At 55.7% G+C, this 18,145-nt stretch carries 18 protein-coding genes; 7 read left to right on the forward strand and 11 right to left on the reverse strand.

The annotated features are described in order from the left end of the window. Positions 1-309: 309 nt before the first annotated feature. Complete coding sequence (locus tag JJB74_RS19360; protein ID WP_200594583.1) at positions 310-1,137, forward strand: DUF4344 domain-containing metallopeptidase; 828 nt, start codon at positions 310-312, stop codon at positions 1,135-1,137. Between the two features lie 100 nt (positions 1,138-1,237). Here the strand turns inward: JJB74_RS19360 and JJB74_RS19365 are convergent, their stop codons facing one another. From JJB74_RS19365 to JJB74_RS19375, 3 genes are read right to left on the reverse strand one after another with little or no spacing between them, the layout of a single operon-like run. Then, positions 1,238-1,846 carry a J domain-containing protein gene (locus tag JJB74_RS19365; protein WP_200594585.1) on the reverse strand — a complete coding sequence of 203 codons (609 nt, stop codon included), beginning with the start codon at positions 1,844-1,846 and terminating at the stop codon, positions 1,238-1,240. Next, a complete protein-coding gene (locus JJB74_RS19370) occupies positions 1,846-6,321 on the reverse strand; it encodes an AAA domain-containing protein (RefSeq protein WP_200594586.1) in 4,476 nt (1,491 codons plus the stop codon). The genes JJB74_RS19365 and JJB74_RS19370 overlap by 1 nt, the downstream gene beginning before the upstream one ends. Then, the gene (locus tag JJB74_RS19375; RefSeq protein ID WP_234484306.1) at positions 6,318-6,524 is read right to left on the reverse strand and encodes a hypothetical protein; all 207 of its coding nucleotides are present in this window, start codon (positions 6,522-6,524) and stop codon (positions 6,318-6,320) included. The genes JJB74_RS19370 and JJB74_RS19375 overlap by 4 nt, the downstream gene beginning before the upstream one ends. 188 nt (positions 6,525-6,712) lie before the next feature. On the opposite strand from JJB74_RS19375, the gene JJB74_RS19380 reads away from it, so the two are divergent. Beyond that, positions 6,713-7,561, forward strand: coding sequence for a hypothetical protein (locus JJB74_RS19380; RefSeq protein ID WP_200594588.1), 849 nt, complete (start codon positions 6,713-6,715; stop codon positions 7,559-7,561). 306 nt (positions 7,562-7,867) lie between these two features. Here JJB74_RS19380 and JJB74_RS19385 read toward each other — a convergent pair whose 3' ends face one another. The 3 genes from JJB74_RS19385 to JJB74_RS19395 form a co-directional block, all read right to left on the reverse strand. After that, complete coding sequence (locus tag JJB74_RS19385) at positions 7,868-8,581, reverse strand: Nmad3 family putative nucleotide modification protein (protein ID WP_200594590.1); 714 nt, start codon at positions 8,579-8,581, stop codon at positions 7,868-7,870. Between the two features lie 6 nt (positions 8,582-8,587). Then, entirely contained in the window at positions 8,588-9,304 is a 717-nt protein-coding gene (locus JJB74_RS19390) for a hypothetical protein (RefSeq protein ID WP_200594592.1), read from the reverse strand. Between the two features lie 339 nt (positions 9,305-9,643). Next, on the reverse strand, positions 9,644-10,069 hold the full coding sequence (locus JJB74_RS19395) for a hypothetical protein (RefSeq protein ID WP_200594594.1): 426 nt from the start codon (positions 10,067-10,069) through the stop codon (positions 9,644-9,646). Positions 10,070-10,214: 145 nt separating this feature from the next. Between JJB74_RS19395 and JJB74_RS34190 the strand changes: the two genes are divergently transcribed. From JJB74_RS34190 to JJB74_RS19415, 4 genes are all read left to right on the forward strand, one after another. Then, positions 10,215-10,394 (forward strand): DNA-binding protein, encoded by a 180-nt coding sequence (locus JJB74_RS34190; protein WP_200594595.1) that lies wholly within the window; start codon positions 10,215-10,217, stop codon positions 10,392-10,394. A gap of 233 nt (positions 10,395-10,627) precedes the next feature. Beyond that, on the forward strand, positions 10,628-11,299 hold the full coding sequence (locus JJB74_RS19405; protein ID WP_200594597.1) for a ParA family protein: 672 nt from the start codon (positions 10,628-10,630) through the stop codon (positions 11,297-11,299). After that, entirely contained in the window at positions 11,289-11,600 is a 312-nt protein-coding gene (locus tag JJB74_RS19410; RefSeq protein ID WP_200594599.1) for a hypothetical protein, read from the forward strand. Before JJB74_RS19405 ends, JJB74_RS19410 begins: the two co-directional genes overlap by 11 nt. Before the next feature lie 976 nt (positions 11,601-12,576). Then, positions 12,577-13,314: a hypothetical protein gene (locus JJB74_RS19415; RefSeq protein WP_200594601.1), complete on the forward strand. Its 738-nt coding sequence runs from the start codon at positions 12,577-12,579 to the stop codon at positions 13,312-13,314. A 449-nt stretch (positions 13,315-13,763) separates the two neighbouring features. Here JJB74_RS19415 and JJB74_RS19420 read toward each other — a convergent pair whose 3' ends face one another. From JJB74_RS19420 to JJB74_RS19440, 5 genes are all read right to left on the reverse strand, one after another. Continuing rightward, the gene (locus JJB74_RS19420; protein WP_200594603.1) at positions 13,764-14,078 is read right to left on the reverse strand and encodes a hypothetical protein; all 315 of its coding nucleotides are present in this window, start codon (positions 14,076-14,078) and stop codon (positions 13,764-13,766) included. 268 nt (positions 14,079-14,346) lie between these two features. Continuing rightward, entirely contained in the window at positions 14,347-14,637 is a 291-nt protein-coding gene (locus JJB74_RS19425; RefSeq protein ID WP_200594605.1) for a hypothetical protein, read from the reverse strand. A 222-nt stretch (positions 14,638-14,859) separates the two neighbouring features. After that, a complete protein-coding gene (locus JJB74_RS19430) occupies positions 14,860-15,252 on the reverse strand; it encodes a hypothetical protein (RefSeq protein ID WP_200594607.1) in 393 nt (130 codons plus the stop codon). A gap of 254 nt (positions 15,253-15,506) precedes the next feature. Next, positions 15,507-16,490, reverse strand: coding sequence for a hypothetical protein (locus tag JJB74_RS19435; protein ID WP_200594609.1), 984 nt, complete (start codon positions 16,488-16,490; stop codon positions 15,507-15,509). Positions 16,491-17,420: 930 nt separating this feature from the next. Continuing rightward, positions 17,421-17,642 carry a hypothetical protein gene (locus JJB74_RS19440; protein WP_200594611.1) on the reverse strand — a complete coding sequence of 74 codons (222 nt, stop codon included), beginning with the start codon at positions 17,640-17,642 and terminating at the stop codon, positions 17,421-17,423. A 189-nt stretch (positions 17,643-17,831) separates the two neighbouring features. On the opposite strand from JJB74_RS19440, the gene JJB74_RS19445 reads away from it, so the two are divergent. After that, positions 17,832-18,143, forward strand: a complete 312-nt coding sequence (locus tag JJB74_RS19445) for a hypothetical protein (RefSeq protein WP_200594613.1) — start codon at positions 17,832-17,834, stop codon at positions 18,141-18,143. Positions 18,144-18,145: the final 2 nt, after the last annotated feature.

Genomic DNA, 18,145 nt, shown 5'->3' on the forward strand with positions numbered 1-18,145 from the left:
TACTGAATATCATCCTGTCGCTAGCGACATAAGCTTGGTCATGTAGCGAGGGGAATTGAATTCGGCTGCAAAAAGCGGAATTTAATTGCCTGAGCTAGCCAAAAATTCGACCACATATGGCAATGAATTTGGTTTTTCTTAGGAATTCTTGGCAGTTTTTGCATTAAACGGCGAGGGCCTGACGCAAATGAAACTATTCAGAAATTCCGAATAGTTCCTCGAGGGGGATGCCGCTCATGAGGGTTCCTAGGCGGCGCGCGCAGTTGCTGATATGATTTGTTGCTTATTTACAATCATTTTTGACGCTGCATGAAATCCTTCTTGCTCCTCTGCCTTACGCTGGCCGTGCACGCTTTTGCGGCGGCCGGCGCCATCCCCACTGTTGAGCTCCTGTGGACGGGGAAGGCAGTTCCGTTCTACGGTAATGCGAGCGATGAAGAGCAGCAAAAAGTAATGGTAGCTGTCCGGAGTGACCATATGGCGGAGCGCATGGCTGCCATCGCCCAAGGCTTTCGACTCCGAAGCAACATCGCGGTCGGGTTCGCCTCTTGCGGTCAGCCTAACGCCGCTTTCATCCCACAAAAGCAAGTGCTGGTAATTTGTACTGAATTCCTCGAGTTAATTTTGCAGGAGGTGAAAGCGGACCAAAAACTGACATCCCGGCTCGACAAGACTCAGTTGGTCACTTGGATACGCGGTGTGATATGGGGCGTGTATTTTCACGAGCTGGCTCACGCACTTATCCACGTCAACGGGATTAATGTCACGGGACGGGAAGAGGATGTTGCTGACCAATTCTCGCTTTGGTATGCCGTAAATTATGTGGACCTCGCCAAGCAGCCGATTGTTACTCCGGTCGTTTGGTTTTGGAGGGCGCTGGCAAAAAGACACGACATCGGCGAAATGTCCGATGACGCCTTGCGCAATATCCTGGCAAACGAACATGGCTTGGACGACCAGCGTACCTACAATGTCGCCTGTTGGGCGCTCGGAGCAAATCCGGAGCGCGGTAGTAAAACGGCGCAATTCGTGGGATTGCCGGAATTGAGGGCTGCACGCTGCCCAAGTGAATATGCCGCGTTGAACGCGGCAATGCGTAACCACTTCTTCAAATACATCAAGCCAAGACGAAATTAAGAAATGGCTTGGCTGAAATGCGGCGCGGCGCCGGCGAGCTCTAGGTTGTCTAAATTTAATATCGAACGGCAGCCGTCTCGGCACGCCAAAGCCAGCGGGCCTAGGGCGCACCCAGCCGAAATCGGCAGAGAACTGCGTATGCCGCGTTGATGCGACGGGCTTCGGCTTGAAAATCTAGCCCCTGCTTGGGGCTCAACAAGGCAATCCGGTCCGGATGCGACTGCTGTACCAGCTGCCGGCGATTTTGCTCAATGGCTTCCCATGTTGAGCTCGGAGTTGCCTTCAAGAGTTTGTACGCCTCATCTATGGTTATCGAGAGAGGAACTGTCGCGTCCTTATCAGCTGCTGCATTTGCAGGACTGGCTGAACCGATAGAAGACTTCTGTGCGAACCCTGGACGCGACGATTTCGATTCAGCGGTAGTCGGCTCGGCCTTTTCTTGTTGAGATAACCTTTCTGACTCACCCCACAAGTCAGGCTGCTTTGTGGGTACCGTCTTTGGAACATCGGCGGACCGAGCGGCCGCAGCACCGGAAGCTGGTGGTGCTTTCAAAGCCTTCTGAACTTTGCCCAGAAGAGCGACGGCGCTCGGAACTCGCCGGTGTTGCAATTCCTCTGCCAACTCTTTGAGCTTTTTGGCATCGGTCTTTGCTTCAGCAAACCGCTCCGTCAGCTGCGCTATCGTGTAATGCATTAAGGGGCGTGCCATTACTGAGCAACCTCCTGTTCTTCGTCAATCCCGTACGGGTCTACCTCTTTGGCATGTACCCACACTGTACTGTCAACCGATTCCGCGCCAAGCGGCTCGATACCCAATCTACTGAGAGTCTGGAGCAGGTCCTGAAGCACTTCTTCCCTGCGACGTACAAAGCTGGATGCAAAACAGCGCCAGAATGTCCAGCCTGCTCGCTCCAGCACCCGTTGGCGCGCCATGTCATCCGACCATTGCTCTGGCCCGTGGAAGCGGTCGCCATCGCACTCGATGGCGAGACGGCGGCCTTCGTTTCCTTCCACTACAAAGTCGATGCGATACCCTCCGCATGGAACTTGCGGCTGGACTCGATACCCTCGCTTTACGAGTTCATCAAACATCTCAAGCTCAAAGCCTGACTCACATTTCTCCCGCAGCGATTGTATTTTTTGACTTTCTTGACGGAACGGTTGGCGGAAATGGCGAATGAGCCGAGAGTTCAGCGTGTCCTCTTTGAACGTCGTTTCTGTCACCGACCTAAACAGGTACATCCGGTCCCTGGCCCGGGACAAGGCGACATTGAATCGCTGGTACATATCGACCTTGTTTTGTGCTGCGCGGTCCCCAGGTGCCAACACCATGGATACCATCATGATGTCCCGTTCGCGCCCCTGGAATACTGGCGGTGGCCCAACCGCTATCTTCCGTGCCAGGACATCCGCAGGCAAAATCCGATTGCTCACCAGTTCCTGAATATGCGCAGCTTGTGCGGTGCCCAGCAACGTGACCACACCGATACTTCGCCCGTTGAACAGCTCATCAGCAAGGATTGCCTCGATTTCGCCAACTATAGCTTCGGCCTCGACAGGATTGACGTCTCCTTTGCGGAACCCTCCTTTAACAAACACATCGACCAATGGCGGGTCAAGGCGCTCATTTGCCTTCGGCAAACGTAAAGGCTTGATGTCGCCTTCATAAAACTCGCGATTGGAAAATTCGATGATGGCGGGCACACACCGGAAATGCTCTTTGAGCATTACCGAATTTCCAGCAAAGACTACTCGTGCCAAGTCGTAGATAGACTTGTCCGGTGTCATTTGTGCACCGTGCGGTTGGTTTCCCAAGAATCGGTTGCTCAACTCCTTGATTTTCTCTTCAGCCGTGCCGACGGCGGAGGGAGAAACTTGTTTATGGTCGCCCACAACGAGGAGCTTTTTGCCACGCAGCAGAGCTGGCAGCGCCCAGATATCGGACTGAGAGGCTTCATCGACTACCACCAAGTCAAACAGCCCGACTTCCGCAGGAATGGTTTCCGAAACACGCCATTGTGGGAGTACCCAGCACGGGACGGCCTGATAGGCCCGAAGCATCGCGTCTCTTGCAGTTTTTCGATGGCGAATTGCGCGCACTCCGGTGCCAGAGCCCATCGCTTGGACGGCATTGAGGTACGCCTGCAAAGCTTGGCGCACACTATCCGGGGAGTTGTTGAAAACACCCAGCCATGTTTTCTCTGCAACGAGGTCTTGATACGTACGAGCCAAGGCGGTTGTTAATGTCTTTCTCTCTTCAAAAAGGCTCCGCAACCGCTGGTGCTCGTCAATTTTCTCGAGGAAGAGGGCTGCTTGACGCCAATTCCATGCCTCAAGCCACGTCACGGGCACTAAAGGGTCATGGTCGCCGGCAGCAGGCTGGATACGGACACGAGACGCCCATTTGACGGCGCCTGCCGCGTCCAACTGCAGCGCAACACTTTGGATTTGAGCGAGCGACGGCAGCAGGGCGACTAACCTGGTCAACTCACTCTGTAAGGCTCCCCATGTGGTTTGTAGTACTGCCTCATCCGCTGAAATTCTACCTATCGACGATGCTAAGAAGCTTCTGATTTCGTCCGTAATGCCTCCCGAGCGCCCCTCTAGCTTCCGCAAGAGTTCCTGCATGCGATTCATCGCGTATGCAAGCCGGCCTTTGTCGGCATGTGCTTCCAAGCTCTCGGAGAGAACGTTCAAGAATGGTTCACCCTCGTCCCATATTCTGTCGGCTACCTGTTTGCCGAACACTTCAGAAAGTTGACCATGAAGCTTTGCATCGAACTCAAAGACAAGCCGTTGCATGTCCACGATATGGGTTTTTGCCGCGACGATAGCCTTAAAACCAGCATCAAAGGCATCGCTTGCAGGTTCTAGCCCGAACTCTCCAGACATCGAATTCCAACGGGCTAGCGCTTTCCGAGCATCTACGCGCCATTTGCAAAGACGTTGAGCAAACTCCCACTCGTCCGCGGATTTCGGAGCCATGCCTAGTACGGTCACTGTGCTGATAAGCTTCCTTGCCTCGCCCTTTCCGAATGGGAGGGAAAACGCACTTTTTCCTGCGACAAGTCGAGTAAGCGCATCATTGAAATCATTGTTCAGCTCCGCGCCAGCAGGCAATTCGACGGCTTTTGATACAAGCTCCTTGCGGATGCCTTCCAGGTTCTCGATATCAGTACAGACTTCATTCAACGCTTTCAATAAGGGGTCATCTGCTTTCATGTCCCCCAAGCGTTCCCCAAATGCGTTCACCCATGCCTGGCGCGCGCTATCCAACTTGGCGAGAAGCGCTGTACGGTCTTCAATAAACTTGGCAAGAATCTGCACCTTTTCAAGCGTTTCAAGTCGCGCGTCGACAAGCGGAAGAATGCTCCCTTGCGAAACATTTGTTTCGATAGTGCGCGCTTTTACCAAGTCGCGATGCAATTCCAATAGGTTAGGCCATGCGGGGAAGTCGCCCGGCATTGGAAGCGAACAACCTAAGTAGCAAAGGTCGGCTCCAACTTTTATCCGAGCTTGACGTAAGACCGTAATGTCCGAATCGGTGAAGGGCAATTTCTGGTCTTGCATGGCCGGCGGCGCATCGTCAAACCATTCATGCTCTTCGGCCTGCTGCAGCACCGATTTCGCCATTTCTTCGGGTGATACGTCTTTACCCTGGAATGAGTAGTTCCGCATGTGCTTGGCCGCAAAGGCGGTAACCGTTTGGTTAACACCGGCAATTTTGGCATGGATGGTGTTAAGCTTTTCTTCAAGAGCCGTAATGGCGCTCTGCGCCCGCGCTGGATTCAGCGAAGCTACGCTTGATGCAATAGTTTGAATCGAGTGCTCGAATTGCTTCATGCCGTCCCGCTCATCAGAAAGTAGCGCGATGCTCAGTGGACGAATTCGTTCAGGGAGCTTCTCTTGCAGAACAGCTAAGGCAGACTCGCCTTTGGCCGTTACAAGAACCCGTTTTCCTTGGGTGAGGTAGTGCGAGATGACATTCGCAATCGTATGCGTCTTGCCGGTGCCAGGAGGCCCCTGAACCACGACGCCATCGTTGCTTTCGAGCTTCTGGACAATGGAGACTTGCTCGTCGTTGTAGGGCATCGGGAAATACAGCTCGAAAGCTCCAGTCGGGCTATCGCTCGATGAAAGACCGCGGAATGGCTGCTCTGGCCGCACGCGAACCGTGGAGTCTCCGTGTTCGACAAAGCTCCGAATCACACCGGGAAGAGCTGGAGCTGCTTCGACACTCTTTTTCAAGCGACGAATGTCTTCTAAGAAGATGTCCCCAGTCCGTTTGCGTCCGAATAGGACCCAAGTATTCGTAATCTTGAGCTGAGCGTCCGGCGTTGGCGGAGTAACATCGTCAGAGCGCACCTCGTACGCGCCAGAAGGGTCCAAGTGGCCGACTGCGGCTTTCAGGACCCCTTCAAACGTAGACGCTTCGAACGGATTGACTCGGTGCGCACCGGTGGCCAAGGTGCTTTTCCAGAACGCCTCAAGCGGCCGGACACCGGGCAACTCCATCTCGGCGTAGCAATCGGCCTCAAGCCGGGGTTCAACGTCCCTCGGCCTAATTTCGAGGTCAAAAGTCTTCTCGTTGAGCGTTATCTCGCAGGATTGCACCAGGAGCGGATGCTTGACCGCAGTTCCGAACCCTTCCTTTTTCCAAGCTGCGTAACCAATGCCCCACACGAGTTCTATGGGTGTTTCAGCGCCCTCCGAAGTAATGGCTTGCTGTAGGGCGAACAACTGGTTGTAGCGCGCGATAGCTTTCCGGCGCGGGCGTTCCGCAGCAGCCCAAGGCTCCCACTGGTATTCCACGTACCAGTCGAACAATTGCTTGATTTCAGGGTGCTCATTAAGCAGTTCCCGACTGACTTCCCGCTTACCGTCGTAAGCTACACACTCGGACTTCAACTCGGGAATCTTTTCGGGGCTTTTGGGCAGTGTGGTCCAAGGCCGAAGTTTGTCATCTAGGTCCGGTGCCGGAATTTCTTGAAGGCGTGGTACACGAAGCCAGACGTCGTCCCCCTCAGCCTGCAGGTTGAACTGGAGTTCCGGAAGCCCCTGGAGTTCGTGCTGATGCGCGACGAAGTACTCCGTCGGGACTGAAAAGCTGGGCTTGGTTTTGAGTTTTTCAACCTGCTCGATGTATGTCAGCAGGTCGAGAACGCGAGGAGATGCCTCGTTCATTCCTTTGCTCCCTTTTTGTTTTTTTCTGAGGCAGCTGCCGTACTAGATGCTTCGGTTAATCCTTGTTGGTCACAATAGGTAAATAACAGGGTTTCCAGCATATTTGTGAGGCTTCTATGTTCCCGTGCCGCTGCGGCCTCCAAAAGAACTTTGAATTTGGGCGAAACCCGGAAACTTATCGAAACACTTTTTTCCGCAGCCATTGTTTTCCATTTTTCTTGTATAGAAGAACACAATACAAGAAATTTGATGCTTGAAGAACAGACTTACTTCCTATTCTTTGTTTGGTCGGCCACGGCCGCACCACCGAGATGGTCAAGCTGGTTCAGGGTGCTGGCGTTGACACCGAAAGCGATGCGATTCAGAAACTGCAGGTCTTCGACACGGGTCGATGGCAACTGCGCCAAGCAGATGTGGCAGGCCACTGCTGGTCTGGATTTTTGCCGAATTCGACGGCTTCGCCCACCGTCCGTTGACCCAAAACGACGTGTTCTACAACAACAACCGCAACGCTTTCCTCATGACCGAGGAGACGGTCGCGGCCTCGCTCGCCGCAGGCCGGCTGCAGCTCGAGTGCCGGTGGGAAGAACCGCTGTACCCGGCGGGGACCACGCCCTTGCAGCGGCGCATCGTGCCGTTCCAGGACCTGACCCTCGACTGGGAAAAGCAGCAGGCTTACTACTTCGATTTCTACGGACCGCAGGAGCGCATCCGCGCGGAGCTCGCGCGCCGGGGAGGCGACCCGGACAAGCTGAGCGAGCAATTCCGCCGGCTATGGAGGGACGGTTACTTCGACATTAAGGACACCCCCGAATTCAGGCAGTTGCTCGCCAACCTGCGCCGCGCCGGCGTATGGGTGCCGCCGCGGCTCGACTATCACTTGCTGAATGCGCTGTATACGGCCCGGATGGGCACGCCCGTCGGCTACAAGAGTGCGAACTCCCTGCGGGGCCGCGAGCGCGAAAACCTCCTGCTGATTGCGCACCACGTGCATGATAAACACCCAACCCATTTTCTGACGTTCTGCAAGGCCTTGGCGGTTTACGGCAAGCTAGAGCAGCTCCGCGCGGAAGACAAGTCCGGCAAGTGGGGCGCGAAATACGAGGCCGCCAAACAGAAATTCCGCGAGGGCGACACGGCATTCCAGCGCGACATTTCCCATGACCCGCTCGTTGCCTTTTTGTTTCCGGAAATCTTCGCGTCAACCGAAATCTCCAGCAACGGCGCGAAATCAAAATGATAAAAAAAAATATTTTTCGGGAAAAATATAAATCCGCGAAACTACACTGTTCGTCGCGAACAACTTCTACCCCTAAGAATGACTTTTATAAATAAAAGTAGTTAACCTGCAAAAATTCGGGTACCGCGCAAAGAAGGACTGCGCGCTTCAAAAACCGGATGCCTTTACAAATGTTTTCGAGGCCGGAAGTGAAAGGCGTCGGCGCACTTGCTGCACCACCTCCAGTGTCCTCGCCATCTGACTTTTGCAGTTGCAAGGTGCCGGAATGCGCAGGACAGCACTGCGATGCGACCTCTTGTCAGTCTGCTAGGGTAATGACTCCACGAAGGCTCGCGCCCTATAAACATGGGACTCTGGTACCCAGCGAGGCGGGCTGCGCTGGATGCTGACTTTTCCGTCGAAGTTGCTGAACACTTCTCGCGCCTGCGGCGACAACACCTTCAGCGGCGAGCCCACACCGTTTATACCAACCGTGCTGATGCAGTGCGCGCGTGTCAGTAGCCGGCTGCCGGGTCCGCCTTTGACCAGCACCAGGCGCTCGCGCTGCTTCTCGAGCACTGCCCAATGCCGCACATGGAAATTGTTTCCGCAGAGCTGATGCAGTTCGCGCTCCGGCAGCGTACTCGCCAAGCCTGCCCATTGGACAACAAAGTAGCCGACGACATAGAGCGCAGCGGGGCAGTGGTGGCCCCATCCCTCCAGTCCAGCGTAGAAGACCAGCATGTCTCCCGGCTGCAGGCGTCGCAATCCGGCCTTCGGGCGCGTCGGGTCGCCATAGGTATGCGTCTCGAACTCCGGGTCCCAGTGCATGGTCTGGCCAACCCGGCGATGCCGAGTCGCCGCAGGAAAATATTCGGAGAGCGGCAAGCCCCGGGTGCCCGTCGCCGCGCCATAGGTATGCGAGCCCAGCCCGGAGGTGTCCGGAATCGGAATTAACTCAAACGAATAGTCATGAAACAGCGGCCCCTGCATGCCGCCGGCACCGGCGTCCACTCCCACCCTTAGCAGAACGACCTGCATCGCGCGTCACACTAGGTCGTTGAGTAGATGCGACAGCGTCCAGCGCCGGCAGGAGCGCGTTGGCCCCGGGTGACTGCGAACCACCATCGGCCGGTCCCACGTGAAGCTCCATTCCGGGTCGCCCACCAGCAGCGCTGCCGGCCGCGTGTTCTTGCCGATATGTCGGATATCGGCTTCCCATTCCGTGTCCTGCGGGTGGCCGTGGTGCGCATGCCCGAGAATGGGCGGCAGGTAGTTGTCCACGATGAGCCTGTCGGCCAGCGTCGGCAGTGCCTTTTTCGGCAGGTAGAGGTCGCCCAGCACGTTCGCGCTGGCGCTCTTGGATTCCACGATGTCGTTGCGCCCGCTTTGCCGCAGCGCCTCCACCAGCGCTGCCTGCGAATCGTATGCGGCGGCCACGCGCATGAGGTAGACCAGCGATTGTCGCTTGCCAAACTTGACGTCCCAGCTGGAAAGGCCCGCTATCCAGAAGTCGCCCTGCGACCACTGCTGCGAGCTGTGAGCGGTGCGCATCTCGTGCTTGCAGGTACATAGGGTAATGAGCCCGCCGGCAAAGTTTGGCCCCGACCCGGTCTGCAGAAACAGGTCTGCATACGGTTCCACTGAAGTCACGGCGTACGCATAGACTTCCATTACGCCCGGGTCGCCCGCCTGGCCAATACGCTGGCGCAGCTCGTCTACCGACAACTGGGCATTGGCGCTGGTAATCGGATTGTCTTCCAAGGTGAATCGGCCGCCCGGTTGTGCGCCACAAGCTCCCGAGCTGGGAGGGGTTGCGCCGGAACCGCAAGAATTTGCCATGGTTTTCCTCGCATAGAGTTCGCTCTCCAGCATACCGCGGTGCGGGTGCAAGAAACTCAACTAGCTCAAGTCCCGCGCAAGAACATATTCCACCGGCATATCAGACGTGGCTATACCCGAAACCTAAGATTGAGAGCACGTGAGGAGGCGCGCCATTCCGACTTCCATTCTTGCGAATTTCCGCGACCTTGGGGCGTGGCCACGTTCGGTGCCGGCCATCGTCGTCCATAACGACCCACTCCGGTCACCGAGTATGGCAACTTACAAACAGAATGTCGCAGCGCAGAGGCGCGGCCACGCCGCACGCAACCGGACTTTTGAAATGTAGGGTTCAGCTAGAAGGTCGCGGTCCTTATCAAGCGACTGGGTTGGCTGATGCCATAGGCTCTGTTCGAGGCGAACTCGTTCATACAGCAGAGCCCACCGTCCTTCCAGCACTTCTGGGGCGTGATTCGCCACCCTCGCGAATAGGTCTGCACAGGCAAGCGACCATGGAGCCAGTGCGTCTAATCCGCGCTCGACCGCCACCTCGTCGTCCGCCATAACGTAGCTAATGCGGTGTTCCATCCATTCGTGCAAGCTCAACCCAGACTGCTGGGCGGCCAACAGCGCTGCTGTACATACCGCAGGGGAAAGATACAAGACAGTACGCATACCTACTGAGTGGTGAAATTCGACATCGCTCATGGTGACTTCCCTCATCGAGTTGAAACAGCATGAGGATGCATTTGGCGGAACGACAATGCAGCAACTTTCGATTACGTAATCGCAGCGCCACTACCTATACATGGAGCGTGTCCTGAGAGGACAGCTATCATGAAAGGTCAAAACTATGGTGGGACGAAAGGGCATCACCTTGGTGGATGTGGCGCGGGCCTGTCTGGCTCTCATGCGACAACGGCGGCGGGTTAGCCCCTGCAACCTGCGACTGGAGCTAGGGCGGGGGAGCATGACGACGATTAGTCGTCACTTGCGTCGTCTGGCGCTGCGGGATATCCGTCGAGGCGACTAGGGCTTTACCAGAGTCATTAAGAGGAGGGACGGGCATTGCCTTTCCCTCCCTTTTTTCGCCGGCCCGCGGGAATTAGGTGGGGGGCATTTCGCCTTGCGTTTGCTCTGCATCACCTACGGAAAATGTTGGGAATCCTTAGCATTTCCTGAAAAACGTCTACATGGACGTAGCGGCTCAGCCGAAAATATAAATCCCATCGTAATACTGTATTCCATCAACAACAGGAGTACAGCATGGAAGCGCGTACTGTAGTAGTCACGAACCGCAAAGGCGGCGTCGGGAAATCCACAATTTCTATCACTTTGGCAGCTGAACTAGCAGGTCGGGGCCATAGGGTCCTCGTCTGCGATTGTGATGCACAGCAAACAGCTACGGGATGGGCCGCTGTCGCCCCCGATTCAAAACCTTTCCCTGCCGCCGTGGCGAGCTTTTCCGCATACGGAGCAAAGCTCCATCGAGAGATTGAGAAACAGGTCAAAAATTATGATTACATCATTGTCGACTTGCCGCCGTCCGCGGATGCAGGCACAGCTACTCAATCTGCGTTGTTGGTCGCTGACTTAGCGATAACGGTTGTTGCGCCGTCGGCCCCGGACATTCGCGCATCAGAAGCGACGAGGGGGCTAATTGAGAATGCCAAAATCTATAATGAGGAGCTTATTGCGGTAGTGTTCGCAAACAAAGTAGAGCGTACCAATGTTTCAAAAAAGCTCCTAAAAGAGCTTGCTAGCTTTGGCATCCCTGTGCTGAGTTCTTCGTTTGCGGCTAGGACCGCGTATCAGGTGGCCGCTTATGGCGGGACAGCGGTATCTGAGTTAGGTAAAAATGCGAGAGCAGCGATACAGGAGGTGAAGAATTTGGCTGACGAAATCCTTGGCTTACTGGAGGTGCGAAATGAAAAGTGATGACTTTGCTATCCAGGCCGCGAAACATAATGGGAACATAGACAGGAAAAGCTCACGCTTTGCGAATGCTGATTTGGCGATGGGGCAATCCTCGCTTATTCGAAAAACCTTCTCCTTGCCTTCTGAGGAATGTGTGGCGATAGACATATTGCGTGGTCTTGCTGCGAGCCAAGGCAAATTTCCCTCGCATAGCGAAATCGTGCGTGCGGGGCTCATCCTTCTACAGACGTTGAGTGGCCTGGAGCTTTCCAAGGCACTCGACCAAGTGGCACATTTGGTCCCGGGAAGGAAAGCAACTTAGGCCCACATTTGGGAGTTGTCATAAGGGGCGAGGCTTGCCCCTTTAGTTTTTAAAATCCTGCATGTGAAGAGAGCTAATACGGGAATACGAGAATACAGGAATACGAGAATACAGGAATACGAGAATACAGGAATACGAGAATACAGGAATACAGGAATACGAGAATACAGGAATACGAGAATACAGGAATACGAGAATACAGGAATACGAGAATACAGGAATACGAGAATACAGGAATACGAGAATACAGGAATACGAGAATACGAGAATACGGTATGACCATTAAGGGCAGTGAGCCCCTATCGGAAGTGGCATCATGACTTTACCGTTTTTTGTCCCAGTTTTAGCCCTGGATTGCTGATTTGGGTTCATTTTGCCTATAGGAGACGTCTGGAACCAAGGGCAGGTAGCGAAGCAACTGCTGCAGCTTTCCCGCCCCCTATCTTTTGTTGGCAATCTTCCAATGCTGATGTTGTTTCTACCGGAATGTCGCCAGTTTCAATATTACGACTGGTACGGGAACCACAAAGCTGCAGCCCTGAAGGCGCAAGTCGTGGAGCAACGAGCAAATTCCCAGCAGGAGGCGCGCACCGCGGAGCACCTGGCCAACCAAGCAAAACGCACCGTAGCGGATAATCTTGCGAAAGACACTCAGAAAGGCACCGCTCGCAGTCGGGCTGCTGGCCGGCTGCGCCACGCTGCTGCCACCCAGCCAGCCGCCACAACTGCCACCGCCGCCAGCGGAGGTAATGCAGCCCCGGTAATCGAACTTCGTGACGACACTCGGGGGAGCTCTTGTCCGGCTCACCGACGACGCCAGACCGACCGCAGACGCGCTAAGGGCGTGTGAAGACTATGTGCGGGATGTCGCGAAGCCGAATTTTAACGTCAATAGGGCAGGGATGCTTATTCAAGGGAATACCCAAAGTGCAAATTTGCAAGTAAAGTATTGTTGCTAATACAACAAGGAAAGCACTTGAACAAAAAAGTCATGCGCCCGCAAGACTACACACTTGGTGCAGCGCGGGACTACAAAAGATTGCTTTATGAGGATACCGAAAAGCCGCGTGATGACTTGGAGACGAGAAGCGATATCGCTCTGGCTGAGTTGGCTGCGACTGTGCATAAGAATGCCCCGGGCCTCATCAGTAGCGATTTTGAGCTCGTTATAGGCTGGCTGAAAACCTGGAAACTGCATGACAGAACGTTCAAACGCAGTTCCCCCGGTACTAAGCATGTCGACTTTTACAACCGGCTCGAGGAACTGAAGAACAGCGGGGAGCAAAAAGACTTACAAAAGCGGGCATACCGGAAGACGTTGTGGTCTCGTCTGTGGGCTATGCTTTTCGGGGTTTCGCTCGCGGTAACGTGCATCCTCTTTTTCAGTAGCGACGTTGCTTGGTACTGGAAAACAGCTTCTCTCATCGTCACCGTCTTTCTCTTCATATTCAGCGATATCTTGCTGGAGAACGGCATCAAGCTCTACAAAGAGCAAGATAGGCGCTACATCCTCGCCTCGATTCGTGAAGCGGAGAGCGTCGTCGAACTGAGCGACGCTGGCCTGTTTGGATATCTCCCTGGGACATCGACAAGCGACAAGTCGTATTCAGAAGCGGAAGCTGTCGAGCGCATGCGAAAAGAGCGGGACAAATTGACGGATGCTCTCTATCGGGACTCGGGCGAGTATCTGTCGATGGACTGGCGGAACCACTGAAAGCCGGGCTGCGTCGCCAAGGAAAAGGGTCCCGCATGCGGAGCGCAAATCTCGAGGATTTTTCTACGTATAGCACCACAATTTAATCGGCACCGATTATGCATGCGAAAGCGAGAAGAAAAGCATTGTTCGTAGCGCTGCTTGGCACAATTGGCTTCGGGGCCATCTTCTCCGCGGTCGAGAAGCGCACGCCAGCCCCAGCCCCCGCACCTGTCATGCTTGCCCAGCCGCAAACTCCGGCCCCGGCCCCGGCGCCGTCTTCGACAGCGACACATGCGAAGCCGGTAACAGACAGCACCTGCCACATCGGCCCACGCGGTGGTCGATATCGCCTAGTGCACGGCAAAAAGCGCTACGACTGCTGAGCAGCCCGGTTCTTCGCTTTTGCATACGCAATAATCTGTTCTTGCGTGATGCCTTTATTGTCACGCTTCGCGATGCAGGCTTCGTCAACCGTGCCGCGCGCGACGAGGTAAAACTCCTGGATAGACCTGGTCATAGCCAGACTGCATTTGCCTGACCACGCCTAGGCGCTCGTGGACCTGCTCGAATGTCTCTAGGTTGAAGTTATGACTGAACCAGGCGATGTTCCGGCCGTGCTGAAGATTGATGCCGTGTTCGGCGGACCGCGGGTGAATCAGCATTAGCGCCACAGTGCCGTCGTCCTGATTCCGGTCTTCCTCGTCGCGCTGCGTCTTCAGCTCCCGTGCCTTCGGAAAATGCTCCTTCAGCCTAGCAAGGTCTGGCCGGAATTCGTAGACCACGAACAGCTGCTCGCCGCCCAACTCCTCAATGACGCTTTCAAGCGTGTCACGCTTCTCGTCGTGCAGTATCTTTTACTCAGCGCCGCCAGACTTCGTGTAGATTGCCCTGCTGCAGACTTGCGGCAGCTCGCCTTGGAGGCGAAAAAATCCCGGCACAAGCCGGGACCCTTTTCAGCGGCACCACCCACCGGGCACTACACCCCCCACTACATCTCACGCAATACGTTAGCGACGGCCTGCGAAGTTTGAGCAAGCGCCGGGAAGATTATTACAGGTCGAACGGGTCGCCGCGCCCAGGCTGCGACACGGTGGGCATGTCAAACGGGTCACCGTGTCCAAGCTGCGACACGGTGGGCATGTCAAACGGGTCGCCAAGGCCAGGCTGGGAGGTGGCCGGCGCGTCGTGCCATTCGCCTACGAGACCATCCTGGCCAACAGCGTCTTGGTCATGGTTGGCCAAGGACGGCGCAGGTGCGGTCGCTGCAATCAGCTGCTCCAAGTATTCCCGCCCTACTAAGTCAACAAGGACTTTCTCAGCGTATTCCATCGACTTCTTCATAGCCCGGCCTCCATCAGTTTGCGTTCAGCAACTTCGGCGCGCTCCTGCAACGTGAGCTTCTCCGTCAAAAAGGCAAGATACGCTTCGTTTACTTATGTTGTCAAATTTGCATTCTTTTGGGCAATGTCGGCCAGTAGGGCGAGTTGCATTTTGCAAAAGTCTTCGAGGGGGGCGCTCATCAACCAACGCACGGATGTGCGAATTCGTATCCGGTAAGTGCTCTTACAGCAACTGCCTAATCTTCTCGCACTGCTCGACGTCCAGGGCTGCCAAGCGCGCATCGGCCGCTTCTTGTTTGGCTTCGGGAAGGTCGGGCATCGAAATGAATCCGATGTTCACCATTAGCTGGTCTCCCCCGTTGCACTGTTTCGCGAACGGGCATTCTGCGCAGACGGCGCAGCTCGTCAAGCGCAGTACCGGAGGCAGGCTCGGGTCAGCTTGGTTGATGCCAATGGTGGCTTTCTCGATTTCGCCGGCTTTAGCTGGACTGATGTTGCGATGGCCTACCGCCATTTGGTGGACTGACATGTACGAGGTGTCGGCGTCCTTGTAGAGTTGCGCGCGCTGTGCGGGGGTAGCTTTCTGCAGCCATTCTTTTAGTGTGATTGATTTCATTACGCGTCCCATGCGATGATATTTCTCGTATAGCAACAGCTATGGGCCGCCGCGGGGAACATCCAAAAATTCTTCCGGCGAGGCCCCGTTGTTGTTCATTGTCGTGAGAGCGACAATTGTCGTTTTTACGACAATGACCTTTTAAAAAATGAACGGGACAGCGCATAGGAGTGCTTTTTACGTTCATAGAATCGCATGCCGTAAGAATAATTTTGTTCGCTCGTGAAAAAGCCCCGCACTGCGGGTCTTGGAGATTACGTGGCGGCTTGGTCCAGCGGTACTATCTGGTATCCCCAGAGCGCCCAGTCGGCGGCATACTCCGCGCGCCGCGCCCACTCCGCGACATATGCCAGCTGGCCGGTAGCCGGGTCGAGAAACTGCAGCCGGGGCATCAGGAAGGCGAAGTCGTGCGAGTACTTGGCGACCTTCAGATACTTGAACAGGAACTCGACAAAGCGCGATTTCAGGTCTTCCGTCGGGCAAACGATGATGGCACGCACCACCTCATACGGGATGCCGTTCTTCTGCAGCTGCAGGCCATGACCGTCGTTCTTGAAGTGCGGCGACAGGATGTGGCACAGCGACTTCACCAGCGTGTCTTGGTCAACATCCTTTTTGTGGCCGCGTTCGACCTCGACCCACACCAGCCGCTTTTTCTTAGCGTACTCGCTGTCGAACATGAACAGGGCGTCCGGAATCTTCTCGAAGTCTTTTCCCTTGACCGAGTGCAGGGGCGCGACGCCTTTGACGACTTCATACTCCGTGAAATACGCCGCGCCGGACTCCCCGCCGGATTTCTTCCACCAAACGCAGGAGGCGTTGGACAGCGCGCGGTGCTCGAACTGACCCTCGACGCGCTTGGCAAATTCCTTGTCATAGACCGCGGCTACGCCATACTCTTCGCTGACATAGGCCACGCCGATTTCGGTCAGCGCGAACATGCGGGTCTTGTCCGATACGCGCGTCTTGTAGCGCACCATGCCTAGCTTGCGTAGGGCGGCGAGGGCGCGGTCGCAGCAGCGTGCAGTCTTGTCGTTCGGCCATCCAAAAGCGGCGAGTTGCTTGCTCGGCAGCCAGCCAAAACGAGCCAGCGCACGCAGCACCAGCTCTTGATTTCGAGCCGCGCGGGCGATGCTGTTGACTCCAGCCTCCCGGGATAGGTTGGCAAGGGATGCGGCCGCCTTTGCCGGGTCGCGAGGCTGCATTTGTTGTTCGTTCATAGTTGTCTCCAGGGTCATTCATGGCACGCGCCGGGGTCTGCCGGGGCTTGTCTTGTATAGCTAGTGCTATCGTCAAAATGACCATGCCGGAGAAAAAAGGCTGGCGAAGGGGCTGGCGGAATGGGGTCTGGCTGAAGGGCTGGCTCGGGGGCTGGCGAAGGGATGGCGGATTGCGCCTTTGAAATTACCGCGAAATCGCGACGGCATTACTTTGCAACATGCAGAAATCGGCGTACCGGCATGAGGTTGGTCAGGGTTGGGGAATCCCCCGGTTCTGCTCAAAAAGTGGGCAGCCCGAGAAGGGCCTGTTTTGGCATCTTGTACCGTATACGAAGTCGGTATAGCTCCCGTGCAAAAGTCTGCACAGCGGCCGTTCCAAATGCTGCACACAAGCTGAACACCGCTCGCGCACTTCGTGCGCTCGCTCGCCGTTCGAGAACTATGCGCTGAACGCGCTCCGTCCTCTCACTCCTTGGCACCGCAGCCGGTCCTCGCTGGGACCGTCCGCTCTTGGCGTCGCTGCGCATACCGCTCACGCCGGCCGCCACCTCCGGCGGCACCCGACGTCGCTACGTCGGCGCACGCTCCGCGCATCCGCTTCGCCAGGCGCCCGCTCTGCCGGCGCCCGACACGCTGCAATCCTGGCCAACCCCGCTGTGCGACGGCCGCGGCAGGAATATTCGGCGCCGAATATTCAAGTGCCAATACGAAAAAACGCAACTAACGAAACAAGCCGCGGCCTCCGCGCCAGTGCGTCGGCTTCTCGTGCGCGGTGCCTGTCTTTTGAAATCAAATTGAACACCGATGCGCCGACGCTAGGGCAGGGCGTAGGTACGCGGAGCGGACATCGTCGCATTAGTGCCAAGCACAGGCGTGCTCATGCGACGACGCGTGAAGGGGGGGGCGGCGCAGGTGCGAGGGATGTTGGTCAGGGCGTGTCGTTTTGCGTCAGTCGCTCTCATCCAAGCTCTTCAATATCAAGCTTCGATGGTGCTGCATCGCGTGTAAAGTCTGCATAAGTACCGCCAATAGCTCAAATGCTTTTTCTATGCTCTGCCCGTCGGCAGTTAGGTGTTCTATTAACCTCAGTTGGTTGCCAATTCGTTCTTCACCTTCTGCAATATGCTTATCGGCAAGGGTTAGGTGAGTCTTCTTAGCACGGTCAGGCACGATGCACTCCTAGTGGATGGATGTTCTTCTTAGTATTGAATACTAGCCAAACTACTGGTGCGACAAGCCTTGGCAAGCGAGAAAAATTTTCGGTGTAGCGGCGCGTTCAGCGATAGCAGTTGCTATACGTAATATCACGGCGCCATCGTGAGCACGAACGAAACTCAAAAACCATAAGGAGACTTCACCATGGCACTCATCAAAAACGTTACAAAGCCGGAGCGCACCGTCCGCGTTGCCTTTGGCCTCAAAGAAGGCCAGGTACGAAAGTTTCACGCGTATCGGTTGTTCATCGAATCCAAGTACGGGTACTTGCCGTCGCCCTCCGAGATGGCCGAGCTGCTCTTCGCACACATCTTCGGCGAGGATAAGGAATTCGTCGGCTGGTACAGCGAGAAAGACACGGCGCAAGCCGCGAGCATCGATGCGCTCATGAAGAAAGACGCTGCGAAGCCGCAGGCTTCGCAGAAGGATGAAGGCGACGACGGCATTGCGCTGTAAGC

The sequence above is a fragment of the Noviherbaspirillum pedocola genome (assembly GCF_016632335.1).
GTDB lineage: Bacteria > Pseudomonadota > Gammaproteobacteria > Burkholderiales > Burkholderiaceae_D > Noviherbaspirillum_A > Noviherbaspirillum_A pedocola.